The following is a 22965-nucleotide window of genomic DNA, read 5'->3' as shown; positions in this document are numbered from 1 at the left end:
ATGGTTGGCGATGATAGCTAATGGGCCGCTTATTTACCAGCTTATTTAACGACGCTCTGATGACAGGCCATACATCCATAACCGGAATTAAACATAATTGTCTTATCAGGAGCTAAAAATTCTTTTTGGAAATTAGCAACATTTTGCTGCGCATTAATAATGCGTTTTTCCAACATTTCTCGATAAGGCCACTGCGAATAATTTTTATCAAGCTTGGCATTGTTATAGATGATAACGGCCTTTTTCCAATCACCCGCTTTAACAAGCATATCCCCCATATTCATAAAAAATCCTTCGAAACCAAAGGGGGCAATCCAAGAATTCCAGCAAACACGTTTATCACCGTCTTTGGCTTGATCTTGGGCAGGAGAATAGACAGGATTATTGCGATCGACTTTCTGTCCTGAGCATAAATCCAGCGTTTTCCATTGCCAGTCTAAAGCTTCTTGGAATAATTTAGAATCGGACGGCAGGCTTGTCATTGGATAACCCGCAGTAAAATAGTTAAACTCTGGCCAATTGTGAATTGCAGTCTTTAACTTAAAATAGGCTTTTATCTCTTCCCTCTCGTCATGAAAAATTTTGCCCTCGATTAATTGAGCATCGCCGGCAAATCCTTGATAGATTGGATTTTTGGGATCCAACTGCAACGCATCAGAGAGATATTTTTTTGATAATATTATTTCATTAACCATGGTAGGAGGTATCGTTTTATCACGATGACGCTCGGTGATCTTCCAGAGATGGAGCAGTCCAATATGAGCAGCCAGAGTGGGATCATTGGGATTTTCTAAATAAGCCGCCATCAACAGGTAATCTGCCTGAGGGATATCCTGATAATTGCCATGGTGCAAGGTTTCCCAGAAATAATTTTGTGCTTTGGTAGCAAGCTCACTGTTTGAAACAATAGCTTGTTTCTTTGGCGTGGATGAAACAGTAATTCGCTCACAGGCAGTTAATCCACAAATTGTGATACTTAAACCAAGCGCATAAAATAACCGCATGATATCCTTCTTAGCGGGAGAGTGTTTTTTTTTATATAGCATTTGCAAGTCAAGATAGCAACTTAGCTTGGTTTTCTCAGCGTTATATAAGCCTTAATAATTGTCGACGCAACATCCAAAAAACAGGGATGGCGGCCACTAATAAGAAGAGAAAATATAACGCAGCCCAGGCCGGCATTGATAATCCCAACCATTGCCAAGAAATTTCAGCACAATCACCAGTGCCCCACAAAAGAGTATGCATCACATCCTGCCAAGGAAAATAACGAATCAATACATCTAAACCTGGCATGCAACTGGGAGCTTGCCCGGCTGGTAGGGATTGTAGCCAAAGTTGGCGACTGGCAAAAAATAAACCACAGCCAGCAACAAAAAATTGTAAGCAAGCGATAAACTTAGCTCCCTTTAAACTGCGAATATTTACCCCAATAAAGCAAATCATAAATAGCAACAGTACACACAGGCGCTGCATTAAGCATAAAGGGCAAGGGGGTAATCCTTTTACATATTGAAAGTAAAACGAACTAGCCAACACGAAAAAACTTAAAAAGGTCAGTAAAATCTGCCAGCGTTTATAGGTGAATTTAGTCATGATTGTGGCAACATGTACTGTATAGCATTTTTAATCTCCTCGTCACTGCATTGCATGCAGGTACCTCTCATTGGCATGGCATTTATTCCTTTGATCGCTGAAGTAACAAGACCATCCAAGGCTTGTTTATCTAAACGTGGCTGCCAATCTTCTTTCACTCGAAATTTAGGCGCACCGGCTAATCCATCACGATGACAAGTGGAACAATATTGCTCATAGGTCGCTTGACCCGCGTCATTAGTAGAACTAGTTTCTGGCGAATTTGGTACAGATGTTGAAGCGGATGGGCTAGCTTGCGTGGCTAAACGTACTTGGCCAATCGGTCTGATACGCTCTTCTATCTGCTGTTTATCTGGAACCTCCAGAGCAAAAATTTTGAGTGATAAAGCCACAATTAAGAAGAAAAAACTAAACCGCATGATCAAACCCTCTACTACGAATTCAAAAATGATACCGACAAGCAGGTCGTATTTCCAGCTTGTCTTCATTTTTTATCTGATCTGCTATAGTTTTTTAATCTAGCAATTTGCTCATCTAGAACCCGATTTGGCAGTGATTTCTTATAAAAATCAAGCAAATTGGTCTTATTTAACCGTCAATTATGAGTAAGAGCAGCTAAGCTGACCGAACCGTTCGTTCTGAGGAGAACTTAGCCCGTCTCGAAGGATAAACACAGTGCTACCCCCTTCGAGATAGCTACTTTGGCTGCTATTCAGGGCGAACAGATCGATCTAAAACTGGATTGCTAATCTTTCTTATCCGAAACTGACGTTTTTTAAGTCTTGAAGGAGTAGAATTTTTTTAAACTTGTTAAGGCTTGCCCTGCAACTTAAGCCTATAAGGAGATCTGTTTAATGAAACCTATGACAGCTACCGCTAAAAAACTTGCTATCCAATTTCCTATTATTCAGGCTCCTATGGCAGGCTCTGCAACTCCTCTTTTGGCCGCTGCCGTGTCAAATGCTGGCGGTTTAGGTTCGCTAGGCGGCGCGTATATGCAAGCCGAAGTACTCCGAAATTCCATTCGAAAAATTCGCGAATTAACTGATAAGCCCTTTTCTATTAACCTTTTTATACCGAATGAACATCCTGCTTCAGCAACACAAGAGCAAATTCAGCAAGCTTGCAAATTGATAGAACAAGTAAGTCCTGAATTAAATTATAAAACGCAACCAGTTCCTAAACCCTATTCTCCTGATTTTGAAGAGCAAATGCAGGTGATTATTGAGGAAAAAGTTCCTGTTTTTAGTTTTATTTTTGGATTACTCTCCGAAACTTGGCTCAGTAAACTAAAGAAAAATAAAACGATAATAATCGGTACGGCAACCAATGTTTCCGAGGCAATTTTACTTGAAAAATCAGGGGCCGATATGATTGTCGCACAAGGAAGCGAGGCGGGTGGGCATCGCGGTACTTTTATCGGTGATAAGGAAGCAGGTTTAATTGGCTTATTCAGCCTATTGCCGCAACTGGTTGAACAGCTGAAAATCCCGGTTATTGCGGCTGGTGGTATAATGAATGGACAAGGGATAGCGGCAACCCATTTGCTAGGTGCTTCTGCGGTACAAATGGGAACAGCTTTTTTAACCTGTACAGAATCGGAAATTTCTCCAAAATATAAGCAAATCCTACTCGCCGCTAAAAAAGATAACACCGTATTAACTTCGGCATTCTCAGGAAAATTTGCTCGTGGTATAAGAAACAAATTTATTGAGCGCATGTCCGGTCATAAAGAGCAGATACTCCCTTTTCCTATCCAAAATGCGATGACGCGAGGACTGCGTAACGAAGCTGAAAAGCAAAACTGTACTGATTTTATGTCCTTGTGGGCAGGACAAGCAGCTAATTTATGTAGGGAACTTTCTGTCGCTAAATTAATGAGGGAATTAGTTGATGAATGCAGTCGATTTAACTGTCTGTAAACCAAGCTAGCTCGCAAGAGGATTTAGTTAATCACAGCCTTTATCTTTGCAATTAAAAATACTCGAAAATTTATCTAATAATTATGGTAAAATCGCTGCTCTGACTGAAGAGTTTAATCTAAGAATTTACCAAAAAGGAGGCGTTTGTGAGCTTTAGCAATATTGAAGAGCGTTTAAGTGCTATTGAAGCACGCCTTTCTATGATGGAAAACCAATTAGCGTTAAATGCTCAAGACAAACTCACTACGCAAACACCAAAACTGTTGCAGCAATCATTAACCGATAAACCCCAGCCTGCTAGAGCAGGCAACTGGCTTGGTATAGTTGCTGTGGTCTGCTTTATTCTTGCTGCAGGTTTTATTATTAAGCTTTCTATCCAATCCGGTTGGCTAACTCCACAAAAACAGTTAGCTTTTGCAATTTTATTTGGCCTTGCTCTTATCACAACAGGCATTAAATTGTTTGAATACGACCTGACTTATGCTAGCTTGTTACCTGCAGCGGGAGCTATTATTTTGTATCTTACCGTTTTTGCTGGGTACACCTTTTATTATCTCATTTCATTTCAAACGGCCATTGCACTGACAAGTTTTATTTCTGGATTTTGTATTTGGCTTTACGTAAAGATAAAACACGATCTTTATGCCATTATTGCCGCATTAGGCGCCTTTCTTGGTCCCCTACTTTTAGCATTCGATTCTAATGCCGTTTTTTCCTTGTATTATTTCATTATTTGTTCGTTTACCTTCGCAACACTTTCCATCTGGGTTCAAACACGCACCTTAACAGTAATTTCTGCCTATTTGGCTATCGCAGTTACCTCTTATATTGGATTTCAACTCAATCAAGATGGGTTAATTGCCGTCGTTCTCGCAATCTATTATTTGATCTTTTCACTGGGGACCTATTTTCATACTCAGCTCACTCATAAGCAAATGACTGAGAAAGAAGCTTGGAGTTTCTTGCCGGTTTTACTGATCTTTTATGCAATGGAATATTATTTTATTGATCGCATTCAGCCAGTACTTGCCCCATGGATTTCATTAGGGTTTGCAGCGCTTCTAATCTGGCTTTATTTATCGGCGACAAGATGGTTTTCCGAGAGACTTTATAATAGCCGTTTAGTGATTTTAACCTTTTCGACTATTGTTGGTTTTCACTCCATTTACCTTGAGCTTTTACCGCTAACATTTCGACCCTGGTTATTTATCATCATTGTCTTTGGATATAGTCTTTATGTGAAGTTCGCGTCCTTTAAATTTACTCGCGTTTTCCTTATTCCTTTGACCGCTTTGATTATTATATTGGGAATTGAGTATATTAATATCTTGTCTCATCTCGCAGGGAAATTTAGCGTACCCTGGTTTATTGTTGGATTTGCTGCTTTTGCAAGTATCTGGACAGCTCTGCTCCTTCATCATGATTACTTTACTTTAAAAGATGAATACAGCTATTATTTTGTTCTGGTTGCAGCACATTTACTTGGAATAGCCTGGCTTTATCAACTCACTAATGATTTTGGCTCTCTTGCTGTCTCAGCATCTTGGCTTTTCTATGCCATGTGCGTAATCGGTTTTGCCTTTATTCGCCAAGATAAGATTATGGCTAAATCAGCCCTCTTTATCTTAAGTTTTGCAGCGATTAAAGCACTATTTTATGACGCTTCATCGACACCAACAATTGTACGTATTTTAAGCTTGATACTTACTGGTATTGTTCTTTATGGGTCAGGATTTCTGATTAGAAAAATGACAGAGTGGAAACACTAGAGTTTTGCTAGCTCGATTGGTATACCCAGAAGTGATAAGGCAAAGGAATGGCTAAGTACGATGAGCGAAATGCGCTCACTCACAAGGAGTCTAAGGTATCCTCTAGCAAAATAAGAGCTAAACTCCCTTTTTTTATTCATCAAGCTATGCAGCAATATTTTGATGTACGAATCAAACAATCCTGGCAAGACAAGCATATTCTCAAAGGAAAAATACCCACAGCGAACTCATTGATTTTTTCTAGTAATGATTATCTGCATATTAGCAATCATCCTAAGCTGATCCATGCACAAATTAAGGCCATAAAAAAACATGGAAATGGTCAGATGCAATCACCCGTCTTTTTAAGCGATGAGAGTTTGCTCTCTGCTTGCGAACAACAATTTGCTCAATTTATTCATTACCCTGCTGTCTTGCTCACTCAGTCGGGCTGGTGTGCCAACATTGGTTTAATCCAGGCCCTTGCTTCACCTAATTTACCGGTTTATTTAGATTTTTATGCGCACATGTCATTTTGGGAAGGGGTCAAGGTAGCGAATGCTAAACCAATTCCTTTTCAACATAATTCTGTAGAATCTTTGCGCAATCGCCTGGCACGTTATGGTTCAGGAATTATCGCTGTCGACTCTATTTACAGCTCAACTGGAACAATCAGCCCTCTACATGAATATGTCCAACTCGCTAAAGAATTTGATTGCCTACTCATCGTCGACGAATCTCATTCCTTAGGAACACATGGACCACAAGGTAGTGGTTTAGTCGCAGAGCTAGGTTTATCCTCTGAAGTGGATATCATCACAGCGAGTCTTGCTAAAGCCTTCTCTGGTCGAGGAGGCTTAGTCGCAGCAAATCATGATTTGATCGAGCTGATTCGCTATACTTCTTTACCCACCATCTTTAGTTCAGCATTGGTTCCTCATGATTTAGCTGGGTTTGGCGCTGCACTTGCTATTATTATTAATGAAGAGTGGCGACGCGACAAACTACATAATAATGCATCCTTTTTACGTAATAAGCTTTTAGAACTTGGTTTTTATATAGGCGAAAGTAATTCGCAGATTATTCCACTTATTACGGGCAGTGAAACCAATACAATTTGGCTGCGCAATGAGCTTGAAAAAGAAGATCTTCACGGCGCAGTATTCTGTGCACCAGCAACACCTAAAAATAAAGCCTTAATTCGATTATCTATCTCTGCTGATCATTGCCATGAGGAGTTGGCTAAAGTCGTTGATTGTTTGGCAAAACTGGATAGAAAAAAATATCAATTGCCTTTGTTTGGAGTATAGGGTTGAATCAAAAGTAATAGTTCGCCCTTCCCAGCACATCCACAATTGCGAGCCTAGCGAAGGAGCCTCGTGACTTGGATTGTTATCATTCGAAGATCCCCCGCTACACGAGCCCATGACGTACAGGACTCAAGATAACTTACGAGCCATGATGTCGTAGGGGGCCAACTACACTAACAGCAACTCCTCTGCATCGAGTTCTTCCAAATGGCGATGATAGGAAAGAATTTTCTCTTGCTGAACATCGAAGAGTGCTGGGCCACGCACATAGGCATAAAAATAGGTTTCATCATTAGAATTAAATTTCTGTGCTGGAACAAGCCAGCTCGACCAATCACTCCACTTTGGTGCTTGCGTTTGGGCTTGCCAGAAACAAGGGATTTTTTCCCCTCTTGCAAGTTGATCAAGCACTTCTCCACTCGCGCCATTATCTAAAGCCAAATCATAATGTAAGCGCAGATCAGCTTCGTTTCTTACAATCAGAAAACTAGGATTAGCATCATCATCAAGCAACAAAAAGCTACCTGAATTATCAGCCAAATAATGTTCAACAATGCGTTTCTCATGGCGAAGTTGATGAAAAAATTCACCAAATTTTTTATCGCGCAAACAGCTAGGTGAGGCCACGGATAACATTCTCACAATCATATCTGACATTGCTTGGAAATATTGCATTTGCAAATCATAGACACTTTTAGTGATCAATTCAGCGACATTAGGATCACTTTTTTGAATATAACGATGGATTAATCCCTCGTTAAACGCTTCAATTGCCAACTTTTCGTCAGCTTGCCCTGTCAAGAGAATTTTTTTGATTTTAGTGTTTTCAATGCGTCGACAAAACTCTAAACCATCCATTCCCGGCATCGCATAATCCACAACGACAACAGAAATTTCTGAGAAACGCCGAGCATTATATATTTCAGCATGAATCGCAGCTAAATTAAGATTAATTGTATGATTAGTTATGGGACAATTCTTTGCTTCTGTGTATTCGCTTAAACAACGTTGGCTTAGCAAATCTAATTCACAGCGCTTTTTATGAATACAATCAAGTGCATCGAATGGAGAATCAAAAATTCGATACGCCAAACCCTCATCTAATTGCAGCACAAAATTTAACAAAAAATCACGGCTATCATCAATAAATAAAGCCGTGCTTGGAAAGTAGCAGGTAGGTATAGAAGAGTATTGCATGGCTCCTCCTGAGCGAGCGTTCCTATCACTAATTAATGCTAAGTTTGTAAAAGTTTCAGAATTCTATTTATCTGAGCCCTTACCCAATCTTCAGCTTAGATAGCTAAATAAAAGCCATCAAACAGCATTACCTAATGAAGACTTACAAATTGCAAATAAAAATAACACGACTATTTTATTTTTCCAAATAAAATAAAAGAAACTACGCGTAAATATTAGGTAAAATCTTCATCATTTTGTCAACTCAAATTGCAGGAAAAGAAAGCATAAACTGCGTATAACATCCTTCTTTTGCATCACAGCGGATATCTCCTCCAAAGCGATTCATCACCAGCTTGCAAAAAGATAAACCAATCCCAGTGCCCATAAAAGTAGTTGTATAAAAATGATTAAATATTCTTGCCAGTTGCTGAGAGGACATACCAATAGAAGAATCTTTAAAATAAAGCGTATTAAATTTATCCCTTTTTTCAGTCCAAATATTGATCTCTCCTTTTTGCGCAGTTGCAATCACATATAAGGCATTTTTTAAGAGATTGAAAAGCACATGCTGCATCAATAATTTTGAACCTGTGAATGCAAAATCACCTTGCCAAGTAACTAGTGAACGTTCTTCAGAAGTTTTGAAAGGATATCGTGCTATTGCAGCCGCTAAACAATCTGCCATAGAGCATGATTCCAGAACACAATTTTGCAAGAAATTTTCACGTCCTGCCTTGATTAATAACATATCAATAATGGTGTTTGCATAATCAATTTCACAGATAATTCTGTCGCTTACTTCTTCAAGTTGTTGCATGCGTAAGTCTCTTAAAGTATTGCCTAAAAGCCCCTGTTCTTTTGCAAGTTGATAAGCTTGAAACAATTGTGGCGAATACCGCGACATTGCTTTCGCCCCACTTTTAATTCCTAACAAAGGTGTTCTTAATTCGTGCGCTATCATTCCTGCTGCGGCGGCCATGCCTTCTAAACGCTGCTGTTGCAGCATAGTCGCTTTATAATTGACAGTTGAACCAGTAACAATGACAAACAATAAAACAAGAGCAGTTTCAATATGCTCTACGCCAAAATAAAGCTCAGGAGCAAATAAACAGTAGCAAATCAAAGCCATTCCCCAGCCTAGCAGCAGTAAAATGGTTAAACTTAGCAAATCAACGAGCAAAACTAACAAAAACACTGAACAAAGCAGAGACATAGCTGAAATGACGCTAGCATTATTCATAAAAAAGGAAAAAGCGAAAAAAAACGATAGAGTGTAAAGAATTGACAAAAACCAATACCAAGGCAGATATGCCCTTGTTGAATTTGGCCAATAGGGGCTTAGCATTAAGCCAAGTCCAAGAAAACTTCCTATAATTCTCAGCCAAAATGTTTCATAAGACTGGGGAAACCATTCTGTCCAGATCAAATAAAATAAAGGAAAACCCAAAAAGGCAATTGCCCCTACTGCAACTAATTGATGTCCAGCATTAGACAAACTACGTTGCATAGAATGATCGAGATTACTCACTATTTTCTTAAAGTTTTGCATGCGACCAAATTTCTTTCCCTAGAAACACTCTAGATTTGTCTACCTCTTCAATAAAGTCAAGTCATTAATGAACAGCAGGTGTCTAATATTATTCCAGTCTTACACTCAAAGAGTCACTTCGCTATTAAAAATTTCTTTTTGTTTATTTTTTGATAAAAAAGAGTATTAATTTTTATCAAACTGTTTTATGCTGGAATAGTCACTACAGGTCTAGGGTACTTAGCTTTTGGTTTTTATACCTTTGTATGGGCGATTCGAGTTGTTTATTTATTAAACTAACAAGGAAAAAATCGTGAAACCAAAAATCATAACGCGCATTATCACGCAAGGGGATAGTCTTACTGATCGTGGCACTGCCAATCGGCGCTTAATATTGCGTTATCTCTCTGACTTGCATAATAAATCATCTAGAGGCAGATTTACCAACGGGTATACTTGGAGTGATCATATTAGCGCCCGTTTTATCAGCGACTTTTTAATCAGTCACTTTAAAAGGCAGGGATTAAAAGCTACGGATATTTCAGACGCAATTCTAACTGGTGATGCGAAAATGGAAAATCTCATTCACCAAAGCTACAGCTTAGATAATGACCTTTATGTTAAATATAAAGGCCATGAATTTGTAAGAACCTATGATGAGGGAGGCTTAACATCTCATGATTATAGTTGGTCATTAAGCTATAGCATCTCTCGCTTTTTTACTCGTTTAATTCTGTCTACTTTAGAATCAAAACGCGAAAAATTACTCGCCTACGATCGGGAGCAAAACATCTCAGCTGCCCATAAAGAACAAACTCTTATTGTTGAATGGTCTGGAGCAAATGACTTAATTACTGTGAATGCTCGACCTTCCCATACGGAAGTGGACCGTGCAATAAAAGCGCGAATTAAAAATGCAGAAATATTAATCAAAAATGGCTACCGCCACTTCGTACTATTCAATTTACCCGATCTTTCCTTATCCCCGCGATACCAAGCCTTAGGTGGTTTTGAGCTTGACAATGCCCATGAATGCAGTACTTATTTTAACGAGCAGTTAGTGAAGGCTGCTAATGAACTTGCTGAAATGTACCCGCATTGTTCAATCACTGTTTTTGATACCGCTAAACATTTCAAAGAAATTTATGATAATCCAGAAAAATACCATTTTGAGAAAAAGAAACGTGATGTGCCCTACACGACTTCGCCTTATTTCAAAATTAGAGATGACGGTACCTCACCGGCAGATGGTTTTCTATTCTGGGATGCTATTCATCCAAGCGCAGATACACATGCTTTATTGGCTGAATTTTTTTATGAAAAATTTGCCCGCAAATATCATTTCTCTCCGCCTGATATAGAGATTTTAGAAAATCAAGAAATTGATATTAGCGTAGAGCAATTACAAAACGCGTTTATAAAAAAATACAGTTCTTTATTAAACGATAAAACCCTTAATCTGCAACCGGATATTCATTTCAAAGAGGCAACTTTGGAAGAAATATTTCGCAAGGGATTACAGGAAGATACTCTCACTCGTCATGTGATTACCGAACTTCAATGGATTGATAAGCGCGGCCGTTTGAAGTTGAACATTCCTGCTTTGAAAATTGCTATGGAGCAGGTAATGATGGATGAGGGAGAAAAAGAGCTGGTGTTCTTTAATTGATGATACTGTAAGGATTGATTGCGGTTAATCTTGCGGACTGAGGTATCCCCACGAAATGAGTATCTAAGGGATTTGTATTCATTTTATCCCGTTCTGCCTGAGGAGTACGCATGGCGTGCGTCTCGAAGCCTGTCCTGAGGGGCTCCCAAATAGGCTTGTTCTGAGGCTCTGGGAGCCTTTAGCGACACTTCGAGACAGCGCTGCGCGCTTCCTCAGTGCGAACGGGATAAACAAAATAATCAATGAACTAAATAGCCTATTTAATTTCGTGGGGATAGTTCAGAATCCGAACGGATGCCCCACATTCAGCAACAACCCTTTCTTAAAAAGGCTTACAAGAAAAACTAATCCTGTGTATTATGGCAATAAAAAATTGTGTAAGAAAAAATAATGGTCATTCAAGTTTTGCGGATAGCAACACGAAAAAGTCCTCTTGCTCTGTGGCAGGCAAATCACATTGGTGAAAAAATTAATCAATACTGGCCCTCACTTAGAATAGAGTTAGTTCCTATGAGCACTACAGGAGACAAATTTCTACGAGATAAGTTGCAATCAATTGGCGGTAAAGGACTTTTTGTCAAAGAATTAGAAGAAGCTCTTTTAGCTAATAGAGCGGATATAGCAGTTCACTCGATGAAAGATGTTCCTGCAACATTTCCCGAGGGTTTGGCGCTCACTACGATTTGTGATAGACATAATCCCTTAGACGCATTCATTGCTAACAACCACCGTAAACTAAGCGAGCTTCCTCCAAAAAGCGTTGTAGGAACTGCAAGCCTACGCCGTCAGGCCCAGCTTTTAGCCCTGCGTCCGGATCTTGAAATAAAACCTCTACGTGGAAATATCAATACGCGATTAAATAAGCTACACGCGGGGGAATATGATGCCATTATTCTTGCCGTCGCTGGTCTTGAACGCATGGAGTTTCAGAATTCGATTAATGAAATTTTAAACGAGGATTTAATGCTTCCCGCCTGTGGTCAGGGGGCTCTAGGTATAGAATGCCGTCAAGATGATCGAGCAATCCAAGACCTTTTAGCTCCTTTAAATGATTCCTTCACTGCGCTATGTGTAAGTGCTGAACGTCAGGTGAATGCTTTACTAGGCGGTAACTGCCATGCGCCTCTAGCCGTATACTGCAGAGCTGCGAGAAAAGACCAATTAGAGCTGCGCGCCAAAGTACTCTCTATTGACGGCAAGAAAGTGATTAGTGATACTCGAACGGGTCATCAATCCCAGGCACAAGATTTAGCAGAGGCTTGCGCTAAGGCCTTATATGCTAAAGGAGCAGCAGAGCTATTAGCCCAATCATGAGTTTACTCAACGGCCTGCGTGTCTTAAATACTCGCCCTCTTGAACAGGGTAAAAACTTAAGCCAGATGATCAATGCAGCTGGTGGTGTGGCTCTTGAATGTCCGGCCATCACCATTGAACCAACGCCCAATGATTGGCTAAGCTCCTTACCGCCACTGGATACCGTTAAAAAAGCTATCTTCGTGAGCACGAATGCAGTGAAACATTGCTTTAGTGTTCTAACGAAAAACTGGCCAAAAACGATCCGAGTTATAGCCGTTGGGCAGGCAACAGCTGCTGCTTTGAAAAATTATGGTATCCAAGTCGATCTGATTCCCGCGATTGCTGACAGTGAGCATTTGCTAGAACTTAAGGCTTTACAGCAGGTCAGCAACGAAACCATTTTGCTCTTTAAAGGCGAAAAAGGAAGACCCCTTATTGAAGAAACACTAACTAGCCGTGGCGCCAATTTATTGATCTTTCAGGTCTACAAACAGCTTCTGCCGCAAGCAAACTCAGAACTGCTTCATTCCTTGTGGCACAATCAAGCTGTGGATATTATACTGTTTACAAGTCAACAAGCGATGCATAATATTTTTCTTTTGTTTGGTGAAGGGGCAAAAGACTGGCTTCGTAGTTTACCCTGTATTGTGATTAGCGAACGTTTGGCGAAAGAAGCCACATTATTGGGTATGCAAACCATTATAGTCAGTACCCCAGAAACACTATTAGATGCATTACACGAATTCAACCAAGGACTAAGTCATGGCCAATAACAACGAAGAACAGACCAAGTCTTCCAAACCGGCTGATAAACCTTCTCAGTTAGATAAAATTCAAAACAAATCCGCCACTAAAGCGGGGCCCTCCTCTAAACCATTAGCTCGGAGGATACCCCTGCTCTCCAGCGCCTTGGCTCTTCTTGCACTTCTAGTCGCTTTTTATGCCATCTATGCTGCTAAACAATCGCAGGAACGCAATCAGCAACAAACACAAACAATCAATCGTACAATCGAAGAGATCAAACAACAGCAATCGGATACCCAAAATAATCTTAATACAGTTAAAACAACGACTCACCAATCACAAACCAACATGCAAAACCAAATGCAAGCCATGCATGAAAATCTAGAATCTGCGCTGCAACAGCGTCTTTTTCAAACGCAAGATTGGCTATTATTAAAAGCACGTTATTATTTGGAGCTGGCACAAATTAATGCTCATTGGAGTGATGACCAAGGAGCGACTATTAGCCTCTTACAACAAGCGGATGCCTTATTACGTAATATTCCTGATCAGCAATTATTTAATATACGGCAAGCCATTGCACAAGAAATAGTCCAACTGCAATCGCTTCCTAAAATAGATGTTGCAGGACTTTTAAGTCAATTGGATGCCGCTGAAAATGCGATCGACAATTTACCCATTAAACAGCCTTTAGATAATTCGCAGCTTAATCAGGCAAGCAATAAAGAAAATCCTGGTTGGCGCCAAAAATTCAAAGAAAGCATCTACGTTTTGGAAAAGCTTGTTGTTGTTCGTCGTAATGATGAAGACATTCAACCTTTACTCTCACCGCTTCATCAAACCTTACTACGTGATAGCATCCGTTTTAATTTGCAAGAAGCACAATGGGCACTGTTACACAATAATTCTAAAATCTACCAATTAGCGCTCTCGCAGGCTTTAAAAAATATCAAGCGCGCTTTCAATGAAAATGCCTTAGCAACACAAACTTTAATCAAACAATTACAGTCCTTGCAACAAGAAAAATTAGAAACAGTAAGACCTACTATCGATCAATCGCTTATTCTTCTCAATCAGTTGATTGCTTCTAAACAAACGCAGTCGATGGATACCTCTACTACGGAAGGGGGTAAAGCCCAATGATTCGCTTATTGATAATTTTTCTTGTCTTATTAATTTCAGTCTATGTAGGAATTCAATTAAGCCATGATCCGGGCTATTTACTGGTTACTATCAATCACTGGAGTGTAGAAACCACGCTTTGGTTTGCTATTTTTGCATTGATTATTGCTTTTTTTGTATTGCATGGGATTCTATTGGTACTTGGTAAACTAGGCAGAAGTCCTGCGACTTTTCGCAATTGGCAAGCAAAACGACGGATCCAAAAAGCACAGGCTAAAACTCAGCAAGGTTTAATTGAATTCAGCGAAGGCCACTGGTCGCAAGCTAAGAATCATTTAATCAAAGCGCTGCCAGATACAGAAAGCCCTTTACTCAACTATTTAACGGCAGCTCGAGCTGCCCAAGAGATGGGTGACAATCAACTGCGTGACAATTATCTGCGTGAAGCACAGCAATCCATGCCAGATGCCAAAATAGCAGTGGAACTCACTCAAGCGCAGCTGCAGCTTGCTAATCAGCAATGGGAGCAAGCCTTAGCCACTTTGCGTCATTTGCAAGATTTGGCTCCACGACATCCTTATGTGTTAAAACTGCTCATGCGTCTTTATATGGAAGTTAAAGATTGGCCGCAACTTATTACTCTTCTTCCTGAATTAAAGAAATATCATGTTGTCACCGGCAATGCGTTTGACCGATTACAGCAGCAAACTTATTTGCAAGCGATTTCAGATGCAACAAAATATTCCCAGTTTGAAAATTTAACTCGGTTAATCGACCGACTACCTAAAAATCTTGCTCATGACCCCGACTTGATGGCTAAATACTGTCGTTTTTTAATTGCTCATAAAGAACATCAAAAAGCGGAATCTGTTTTACGTCATTGTCTGCGTCGACAATATGACCATAATTTAATTAACTTATATGGCAAAGTGAGAACGAATGATAAGCAGCTTCTATTCGCTGAGTCCTTACTGAAAAAACAACCTGATTCAGCTGAGTTATATCTTTGCCTGGGCCGCTTATGTGTGCAAAATCATTTATGGGGTAAAGCAAAAACTTATTTAGAAAAAAGCATTAACCTCGCAACATCTGCCGAAGCTTATGAAGAATTAGGTCACTTACTTGAACACTTAAACGACCAGCCAGGTGCTTATATTGCCTTTCGTGAGGGATTAGTGTTGGCAATCGAAGATAAGAATGCATAATGTCATTCCGCGAAAGCTGGGATCACATTATAACAACTGTCGACAGCTCAGAGCCCAAGATTTCTCCCAAGCCTTTAGCACAAGGTCGGTGTACAAGCATCCGCACAGAACGATAAATCACGTTCAACCTGAATAGTCGCATGATGGATATTATGCTTATCATGTAAGCGCTTTACTAAATTCTGTCGCGCTTCATCACTTAAAACCAAATCTGGCATGTAAAGGTGCACTGAGAGTGCATTTTCTTGGGTGCTAATTGCCCAAATATGTAGATCATGAACTTCTTTGACCCCAGGCTCGGCCTGTAACGATTCCCGCACTTCATTCCAGGATATCCCTCGAGGAACGCCATCAATAATGAGGCGAAAGCTATCTGTGAACAGCGTCCAAGTGCCTTTAATAATTAAAATCGAGATTAATAAACCAACAACCGGGTCAATCCACAACCAATGTGTCCAATACAAAAGTGCGGCGGAAAGCACAACACCGATTGAGATAACTGCATCATATAATAAATGCAGAAAAGCAGCGCGAATATTTAAATCATCCGCACCACGCAAAAATAAGGCCGCAGTTGCACCATTCACTAGAATTCCTACGCTTGCGACGACCATCACTGGAATGGCCTGGATTTCCGATGGTGAAAATAATTTATACACTGCCTCAGTTGCAATAATTCCACAGGTAAATACGAGTAAAACCCCATTTGCTAAGGCAGCTAAAATGGAGGTTTTTTTCATACCATAGGTAGTCAGTTGGGTGGGATTTCGCTTTAGTAAACCATTGGCAATCCAAGCAAGAATCAAACTTAAGACATCGCCAAGATTATGAATTGCATCCGCTAATAAGCTGGTAGAATTTGCAATATAAGCATAAATAATTTGGCAAATCACAAACAAACCATTCGCTATAATGGCAATCAAGAACGCCCGATTATATTCCTTAGGTCCATGGTGATGACCATGATGATGATCGTGAGAGTGCCCCTGATGGTCATGCTTTTCTTCTTCATATTCATGAAAAATCATCGCTACTCTCCTTTAATTTTCTTTTGTGTCTGATCCTTGCTGCTCTTGCTCGGTCCCATAATAATTGATACCAATCTTTATCCGCTCACGTGTGTTCTGTTTGCGCCAAGCATTAGTATCCCGCAAAGAATATACACAGCCGCAATATTCCTGTTTATAAAAATTTTCCCTTTTCGCGATTTCATACATCCTTGCCGCACCACCATTTTTGCGCCAGTTGTAGGTCCAATACTCTAGCTGAGGATAACGACTGGCGGCACGTATTCCAGCCTCATTAATTTGATTCATATCCTTCCAGCGAGAAATACCCAGTGAACTACTTATAACTGTAAAACCATGCTCATAAGCATAAAGCGCTGTACGTTCAAAACGCATATCAAAGCAGGCTGTACAGCGTTTTCCACGTTCTGGTTCCCATTCAAGGCCCTTCACTCGTGTAAACCAATTATCTTTATCATAATCTGCATCGATAAAGGGAATATTATGTTTTTCTGCGAAAACTATATTTTCATTCTTTCTAATTTCGTATTCTTGTACAGGATGTATATTCGGATTATAGAAAAAAATAGAAAAGTTTATCTTTGAAAATAATAAGGCTTCCATGACCTCGCCTGAGCAGGGTGCGCAGCAGGAATGCAATAACAGTTTATCGGCTTCATTAGGCAGAATAAGTTCTTCGCGCTCAATCATAATTAGTATCCGCTAAATTAATAAAATGTTGACGATAATAAGCCAGCTCGGCAATCGAGTCTTTGATATCATCTAATGCTAAATGTTTTGATTCTTTTATCACTCCATGAAGCAATTTTGGTCTCCAGCGTTTTACTAATTCTTTTAGAGTAGTTACATCCAAATTGCGATAATGAAAATAGGCGGCCAAGTCGGGCATATAGTTATACAAAAAGCGTCTATCGAGGCAAATACTATTACCACACATTGGTGATTTGCCTTGATCGATATAATTTTTGAGAAAATCGATTGTTTGACGCTCTGCTTCGGCTTCGGTCACTATTGATTCTAATACCCGCTTAACTAAGCCAGAATGATTATGCTGCCGCGTGTTCCATTCATCCATTCCTGCAAGCAAAGCTTCATCTTGATGAATAGCAAACACCGGGCCCTCAGCTAAAATATTGAGCTGTGCGTCGGTAACAATCGTTGCCATTTCAATGATACGATCTTTTTCTGGCAGAAGACCCGTCATTTCCAGATCAATCCAAATTAAATTATTGCTGTTTTTCATGTTGTTTCCACGAATTTGAAATAAGATCGGCGCAAGCTACACGCCGTTGATGTAATGCTTCCTTAATTGCTGCTCCTTGAAAGCCCTGCTCTATTAGATTTTGAGCAGTCACTTTAGCACATTCCATAAGGATATAGCGCCAAGATAAGCCTTGCTGATAGTTAAGTTTATGACCTCCGCACCCCTGGGCATCGGCTTCGCAAGCCAATAACAGTTTTTCAAATAATTGAGGGCGGCGAAAAGCATCCGTTTGCTCAAGAATTTTCACTATTGTGCTTGCTCGTAATTCAAATAAACGATGAATATTTAAATGAAACCGAGCAACCATTACCGCAAATTTACGATAGTCAGCGGGAATCCGCAAACGCTCGCATAAGGGCTTAATGATTTCGACGCCACGTTCTTCATGCCCATAATGTTTAGGCCATTCTGTCATTGGCGTTGCTGCTTTACCTAAATCATGAACTAAAGCTGCAAAACGCACCAGAGGATCAGATGATAATTCAACAGCAGCCTGCAGGCTCATCAATGAATGCACTCCACTATCGACTTCAGGGTGATATTGTCTTGGATTGGGAACACCAAATAAAGCCTCAATTTCCGGTAAAACCACTTTAAGCGCACCACAGCCCCTTAATATCTGAATAAAAACTTCGGGATTTTTTTCTTCAAGACTTCGTTGCCATTCCTGCCAAACTCGTTCTGCAACCAAATGTTTTAATTCACCGCGAGTTACCATAGCATACATTAACGCACGAGTTTCATCTGCTAATTTAAAGCCCAAATGCGCATAACGAGCCGCAAAACGTGCTACACGAAGGACTCGAACGGGATCTTCTGCAAACGCAGGAGAGACATGTCGTAAGATTTTGGCCTTAAGATCTTTTTGTCCATGATAGGGATCAATAAGTTGACCTGCCTCGTCTTTTGCCATCGCATTAATGGTTAAATCACGCCGTAACAAATCATCTTCTAGCGTCACCTTTTTATTGTAATCACAAGTGAACCCATAATAACCTGGTCCTGACTTGCGCTCTGTTCTAGCTAAAGCATATTCTTCCCGCGTGGAAGGATGCAGAAATACTGGAAAATCACGACCAACTTGTTGATAGCCTTGCTCTCGCATTCGCTCAGGAGTGGCGCCGACTACTACCCAGTCGCGCTCTTTTACTGGATATCCCAATAGCTGATCGCGAACAGCTCCTCCAACTAAATAAACTTTCATTCCAATTAAAGACCTTGTGATTTTTAAAAAATATGGCACCGAGTCAGTTAGCATTTTAGATTTTGCCAGCTATTCAGGTTCATATGGTTTATAATGCTGTCAATTATAGACTATGTTTAAACCATGAGTAAAAGACGAATTAGCAAACAGCAAACTGCGCGTATTCAAAAAATACAAGCCACTTATCGGCAAAAAATCGAAACCGACGAACCCCTATCCACACAAGAAGGTTTAGTGCTTTCCCGTTTTAGCCGTCATGCCATTATTGAAACCGATCAAAACAACCGCATTCATTGCTCTATTCGACCTAATATTGACTCCTTGGTCGCAGGCGACCGAGTGATATGGCAAACAGAGGGGCAAGGTGGCGTCGTGGTTAGCCGTTTCCCTCGTGAATCCATGTTAAGCCGTCCTGATAAGCGAGGAGAGTTTAAACCCATCGCCGCAAATATCACTCAAGTTATTGTGGTAGTAGCGACAAAACCCGAACTGACTTGGTCATTGCTTGATAGCTATCTTGTCATGATTGAACATCTTGGTCTTAAAGTCTGTATTGTTCTAAATAAAATTGATCTTCCTAGCACTAGTTTGCAAGACGAACTACTAGCCTTCTATGAACCGCTTGGCTATCCTATTTTGTTTACTTCTAGTCAAGATAATCAAGGCTATGATTTACTCAAGGAAACACTCAACCATCAAACTTCCGTGTTTGTTGGGCAGTCTGGCGTTGGAAAATCGTCATTGATTGCAGGAATTCTTCCCCATGAGGATAATATTCAAACTGCAGCAATCTCTGTTGGCTCCGAGTTAGGTTGTCATACAACAAGCAACTCACGTCTATATCATTTACCCTCGGGTGGGAATTTAATTGATTCTCCGGGCGTTCGCGAATTTGGTTTATGGCATATGCCTGTCTCAGAGATTACTCAAGGCTATCGAGAATTCAAGCCCTTGACTTCTCAGTGCAAATTTCGCAATTGCAACCACCGTGATAGCCCTGGTTGTGCAATCATTGCAGCCGTGGATGAAGGTAAACTGGCTCAGCGGCGCTATGATAGTTTTCTTAAAATCACGACGCAATTTGCGAAATCATAAAATAAAAGTTAGTGCGGGCTGGACAACTTTAACCCAATGATAGCGATAATGATTAAAGCAATGCAGCTAAGCCGTATCAAGGTAGCCGGTTCTCCAAGAAAATAAATCCCATAAAGAACAGCACCAACAGCTCCAATACCTGTCCAAACAGCATAGGCTGTTCCAATAGGTAGTATTTTTAATGATTGGGCGAGTAAGAGAAAGCTTAGCAGCATCGCTAAAATCGTCGCTAATGAAGGATAAAGCTTTGAAAAACCTTCTGTATACTTTAAGCCTACTGCCCATACGATTTCAAAGAGGCCTGCAAAAAATAAATAAATCCATGCCATAAATTTGTCCTAGTGATCTCGGGAAAAAACGCGGAATTCGTTTGATTATAGACAGTAGATCTTGTTGTCTCAACGTTTATGGTTGAAGTCCATTCCTACATCGCGTGACTTGTTCGCGGGATCCAGAGTTCTCAGTATGAAAAAAGATCGACTGGATACTTTGGACAAGCTGCGGTACGTAGGCAGGAACATTAACAATCTAATAATTCTTCTAGGAAAGTTAATAAAAAAAATTAATAAAATAAGACAAAAAAAGCAAATAAAAAAAGCGGCATAAAAGCCGCTTTCTATAATAAAGCCCTGGCGATGACCTACTTTCACATGGGGACACCCCACACTATCATTGGCGCAGGTCTGTTTCACTTCTGAGTTCGAGATGGATTCAGGTGGTTCCAAACCGCTATAGTCGCCAGGAAAACTGGGCACTGCTTGGTGTTAACCAAACAGTCTGGTAAAGAGTTGAGGTAACACAAGTTTATTATCAGGACTAAGAATGAATGAGTTTATTATTCACACCTAATCACTTCCTATTTTACTATTCATTTATTGTCACTTGCTTTAACAACCTGAAGCGATTCAGGTTATATGGTCAAGACAATCAGCCAATTAGTACGAGTTAGCTTCACGCATTACTACGCTTCCACACCTCGCCTATCAACGTCGTAGTCTTCAACGGGCTTCATGGGAAAACTCATCTTGAGGGAGGCTTCCCGCTTAGATGCTTTCAGCGGTTATCCCGTCCGAACTTAGCTACCCGGCAATGCGACTGGCGTCACAACCGGTACACCAGAGGTTCGTCCACTCCGGTCCTCTCGTACTAGGAGCAGCTCCTCTCAATTTTCCTACGCCCACGGCAGATAGGGACCGAACTGTCTCACGACGTTCTAAACCCAGCTCGCGTACCACTTTAAATGGCGAACAGCCATACCCTTGGGACCTGCTTCAGCCCCAGGATGTGATGAGCCGACATCGAGGTGCCAAACACCGCCGTCGATATGAACTCTTGGGCGGTATCAGCCTGTTATCCCCGGAGTACCTTTTATCCGTTGAGCGATGGCCCTTCCATTCAGAACCACCGGATCACTAAGACCAACTTTCGTTCCTGCTCGAGCCGTCACTCTCGCAGTCAAGCACCCTTTTGCCTTTACACTCTTGGTACGATGTCCGACCGTACCGAGGGTACCTTTGTGCTCCTCCGTTACTCTTTGGGAGGAGACCGCCCCAGTCAAACTACCCATCATACACTGTCCTCAACCAGGATTACTGGTCCAAGTTAGAACCTCAATAATAACAGGGTGGTATTTCAAGGTCGGCTCCATACAAACTAGCGTTCATACTTCTTAGCCTCCCACCTATCCTACACAGTCATCATCAAAGTCCAGTGCAAAACTATAGTAAAGGTTCACGGGGTCTTTCCGTCTAGCCGCGGGTACACTGCATCTTCACAGCGATTTCAATTTCACTGAGTCTCGGGTGGAGACAGTGTGGCCATCGTTACGCCATTCGTGCAGGTCGGAACTTACCCGACAAGGAATTTCGCTACCTTAGGACCGTTATAGTTACGGCCGCCGTTTACCGGGGCTTCGATCAAGAGCTTCTCCGAAGATAACCCCATCAATTAACCTTCCGGCACCGGGCAGGCGTCACACCCTATACGTCTTCTTACGAATTTGCAGAGTGCTGTGTTTTTAATAAACAGTCGCAGCCACCTGGTCTCTGCGGCCCTCTTCAGCTCATTAAGCGTGTTAACTCACCAAAAAGGGCGTACCTTCTCCCGAAGTTACGGTACCATTTTGCCTAGTTCCTTCACCCGAGTTCTCTCAAGCGCCTTAGTATTCTCTACTTGTCCACCTGTGTCGGTTTGCGGTACGGTTCTCTATAAGTTATGGCTAGCAGCTTTTCCTGGAAGCATGGCATCAATGACTTCTTCGTACACCGAAATGTCGAAACCACTTCGCACCTCCGCTTTAAGGAACTGGATTTGCCTCGCTCCTCAGCCTACATGCAAGTACCGGGACAACCATCGCCCGGCTCATCTAGCCTTCTTCGTCCCCACTTCACCACTTATAAAAAGTCCAGGAATATTAACCTGGTTCCCATCGACTACGCATTTCTGCCTCATCTTAGGGGCCGACTCACCCTGCTCCGATTAACGTCGTGCAGGAAACCTGGGACTTCCGGCGAGAGGGCTTTTCACCCTCTTTATCGTTACTCATGTCAGCATTCGCACTTCTGATACCTCCAGCACACTTCTCAATGCACCTTCTTCAGCTTACAGAACGCTCCCCTACCACGTGCACTTAGTGCACATCCGCAGCTTCGGTGTATGGTTTAGCCCCGTTACATCTTCCGCGCAGGCCGACTCGACCAGTGAGCTATTACGCTTTCTTTAAAGGGTGGCTGCTTCTAAGCCAACCTCCTGGCTGTCTGGGCCTTCCCACATCGTTTCCCACTTAACCATAACTTGGGGACCTTAGCTGGCGGTCTGGGTTGTTTCCCTCTTCACGACGGACGTTAGCACCCGCCGTGTGTCTCCCGTGATTCAATTAGCCGGTATTCGGAGTTTGCATCGGTTTGGTAAGCCATGACAGCCCCCTAGCCGAAACAGTGCTCTACCCCCAGCAATCATTCACGAGGCGCTACCTAAATAGCTTTCGGGGAGAACCAGCTATCTCCGGGCTTGATTAGCCTTTCACTCCTAGCCACACGTCATCCGATAATTTTTC

The 22965-nt window shown here is 41.3% G+C and carries 19 protein-coding genes and 2 rRNA genes (1 of these 21 only partly in view); 9 read left to right on the top strand and 12 right to left on the bottom strand.

Annotated elements, in window-relative coordinates; translation table 11 throughout:
* Nucleotides 1–41: 41 nt before the first annotated feature.
* From Lnau_RS14940 to Lnau_RS14930, 3 genes are all read right to left on the bottom strand, one after another.
* A complete protein-coding gene (locus Lnau_RS14940) occupies nt 42–1004 on the bottom strand; it encodes a hypothetical protein (RefSeq protein ID WP_058505916.1) in 963 nt (320 codons plus the stop codon).
* A gap of 82 nt (nt 1005–1086) precedes the next feature.
* Nucleotides 1087–1596, bottom strand: coding sequence for a disulfide bond formation protein B (locus Lnau_RS14935; RefSeq protein ID WP_058505915.1), 510 nt, complete (start codon nt 1594–1596; stop codon nt 1087–1089).
* On the bottom strand, nt 1593–2084 hold the full coding sequence (locus Lnau_RS14930; RefSeq protein ID WP_238585990.1) for a c-type cytochrome: 492 nt from the start codon (nt 2082–2084) through the stop codon (nt 1593–1595). The genes Lnau_RS14935 and Lnau_RS14930 overlap by 4 nt, the downstream gene beginning before the upstream one ends.
* Nucleotides 2085–2450: 366 nt before the next feature.
* Between Lnau_RS14930 and Lnau_RS14925 the strand changes: the two genes are divergently transcribed.
* From Lnau_RS14925 to cqsA, 3 genes are all read left to right on the top strand, one after another.
* A complete protein-coding gene (locus Lnau_RS14925) occupies nt 2451–3518 on the top strand; it encodes an NAD(P)H-dependent flavin oxidoreductase (protein ID WP_058505914.1) in 1068 nt (355 codons plus the stop codon).
* Between the two features lie 146 nt (nt 3519–3664).
* Nucleotides 3665–5287 carry a DUF2339 domain-containing protein gene (locus Lnau_RS14920; protein ID WP_133134909.1) on the top strand — a complete coding sequence of 541 codons (1623 nt, stop codon included), beginning with the start codon at nt 3665–3667 and terminating at the stop codon, nt 5285–5287.
* A 47-nt stretch (nt 5288–5334) separates the two neighbouring features.
* Nucleotides 5335–6576, top strand: coding sequence for an alpha-hydroxyketone-type quorum-sensing autoinducer synthase (cqsA, locus tag Lnau_RS14915; RefSeq protein WP_058505913.1), 1242 nt, complete (start codon nt 5335–5337; stop codon nt 6574–6576).
* A 168-nt stretch (nt 6577–6744) separates the two neighbouring features.
* Here the strand turns inward: cqsA and Lnau_RS14910 are convergent, their stop codons facing one another.
* Together Lnau_RS14910 and Lnau_RS14905 are read right to left on the bottom strand one after the other, a co-directional pair.
* The gene (locus Lnau_RS14910) at nt 6745–7773 is read right to left on the bottom strand and encodes a response regulator (protein WP_058505912.1); all 1029 of its coding nucleotides are present in this window, start codon (nt 7771–7773) and stop codon (nt 6745–6747) included.
* A 244-nt stretch (nt 7774–8017) separates the two neighbouring features.
* Nucleotides 8018–9304 (bottom strand): sensor histidine kinase, encoded by a 1287-nt coding sequence (locus Lnau_RS14905; RefSeq protein ID WP_058505911.1) that lies wholly within the window; start codon nt 9302–9304, stop codon nt 8018–8020.
* A gap of 292 nt (nt 9305–9596) precedes the next feature.
* Between Lnau_RS14905 and Lnau_RS14900 the strand changes: the two genes are divergently transcribed.
* The 5 genes from Lnau_RS14900 to Lnau_RS14875 all read left to right on the top strand — a co-directional run bounded on the left by Lnau_RS14900 (nt 9597) and on the right by Lnau_RS14875 (nt 15319).
* Nucleotides 9597–10952, top strand: a complete 1356-nt coding sequence (locus Lnau_RS14900; RefSeq protein ID WP_058505910.1) for an SGNH/GDSL hydrolase family protein — start codon at nt 9597–9599, stop codon at nt 10950–10952.
* Between the two features lie 390 nt (nt 10953–11342).
* Entirely contained in the window at nt 11343–12266 is a 924-nt protein-coding gene (gene hemC, locus Lnau_RS14890) for a hydroxymethylbilane synthase (protein ID WP_058505908.1), read from the top strand.
* Nucleotides 12263–13021 carry a uroporphyrinogen-III synthase gene (locus Lnau_RS14885; RefSeq protein WP_058505907.1) on the top strand — a complete coding sequence of 253 codons (759 nt, stop codon included), beginning with the start codon at nt 12263–12265 and terminating at the stop codon, nt 13019–13021. The genes hemC and Lnau_RS14885 overlap by 4 nt, the downstream gene beginning before the upstream one ends.
* On the top strand, nt 13011–14135 hold the full coding sequence (locus tag Lnau_RS14880) for a uroporphyrinogen-III C-methyltransferase (RefSeq protein WP_058505906.1): 1125 nt from the start codon (nt 13011–13013) through the stop codon (nt 14133–14135). Before Lnau_RS14885 ends, Lnau_RS14880 begins: the two co-directional genes overlap by 11 nt.
* Complete coding sequence (locus Lnau_RS14875; protein ID WP_058505905.1) at nt 14132–15319, top strand: heme biosynthesis HemY N-terminal domain-containing protein; 1188 nt, start codon at nt 14132–14134, stop codon at nt 15317–15319. Before Lnau_RS14880 ends, Lnau_RS14875 begins: the two co-directional genes overlap by 4 nt.
* A 74-nt stretch (nt 15320–15393) precedes the next feature.
* Here Lnau_RS14875 and Lnau_RS14870 read toward each other — a convergent pair whose 3' ends face one another.
* From Lnau_RS14870 to Lnau_RS14855, 4 genes are read right to left on the bottom strand one after another with little or no spacing between them, the layout of a single operon-like run.
* Nucleotides 15394–16347: a cation diffusion facilitator family transporter gene (locus tag Lnau_RS14870; protein ID WP_058505904.1), complete on the bottom strand. Its 954-nt coding sequence runs from the start codon at nt 16345–16347 to the stop codon at nt 15394–15396.
* A 12-nt stretch (nt 16348–16359) separates the two neighbouring features.
* Nucleotides 16360–17037 carry an epoxyqueuosine reductase QueH gene (locus Lnau_RS14865; RefSeq protein ID WP_058505903.1) on the bottom strand — a complete coding sequence of 226 codons (678 nt, stop codon included), beginning with the start codon at nt 17035–17037 and terminating at the stop codon, nt 16360–16362.
* Nucleotides 17030–17590 (bottom strand): oligoribonuclease, encoded by a 561-nt coding sequence (gene orn / locus Lnau_RS14860; protein WP_058505902.1) that lies wholly within the window; start codon nt 17588–17590, stop codon nt 17030–17032. Before orn ends, Lnau_RS14865 begins: the two co-directional genes overlap by 8 nt.
* Nucleotides 17574–18815, bottom strand: a complete 1242-nt coding sequence (locus tag Lnau_RS14855; protein ID WP_058505901.1) for a multifunctional CCA addition/repair protein — start codon at nt 18813–18815, stop codon at nt 17574–17576. Before Lnau_RS14855 ends, orn begins: the two co-directional genes overlap by 17 nt.
* A gap of 123 nt (nt 18816–18938) precedes the next feature.
* Between Lnau_RS14855 and rsgA the strand changes: the two genes are divergently transcribed.
* Entirely contained in the window at nt 18939–19910 is a 972-nt protein-coding gene (gene rsgA / locus Lnau_RS14850) for a small ribosomal subunit biogenesis GTPase RsgA (RefSeq protein ID WP_058505900.1), read from the top strand.
* A gap of 8 nt (nt 19911–19918) precedes the next feature.
* Here rsgA and sugE read toward each other — a convergent pair whose 3' ends face one another.
* The 3 genes from sugE to Lnau_RS14835 form a co-directional block, all read right to left on the bottom strand.
* On the bottom strand, nt 19919–20239 hold the full coding sequence (sugE, locus tag Lnau_RS14845) for a quaternary ammonium compound efflux SMR transporter SugE (RefSeq protein WP_058505899.1): 321 nt from the start codon (nt 20237–20239) through the stop codon (nt 19919–19921).
* A 298-nt stretch (nt 20240–20537) separates the two neighbouring features.
* Nucleotides 20538–20653: ribosomal RNA gene (gene rrf / locus Lnau_RS14840) — 5S ribosomal RNA — on the bottom strand.
* 171 nt (nt 20654–20824) lie between these two features.
* A 23S ribosomal RNA gene (locus Lnau_RS14835) occupies nt 20825–22965 on the bottom strand (it continues 755 nt past the right edge of the window).

The sequence above is a fragment of the Legionella nautarum genome (assembly GCF_001467895.1).
Classification (GTDB): domain Bacteria; phylum Pseudomonadota; class Gammaproteobacteria; order Legionellales; family Legionellaceae; genus Tatlockia; species Tatlockia nautarum.
Note: the sequence above shows the minus strand (reverse complement) of the source record. Positions and strands in the feature narration are given on the sequence as shown.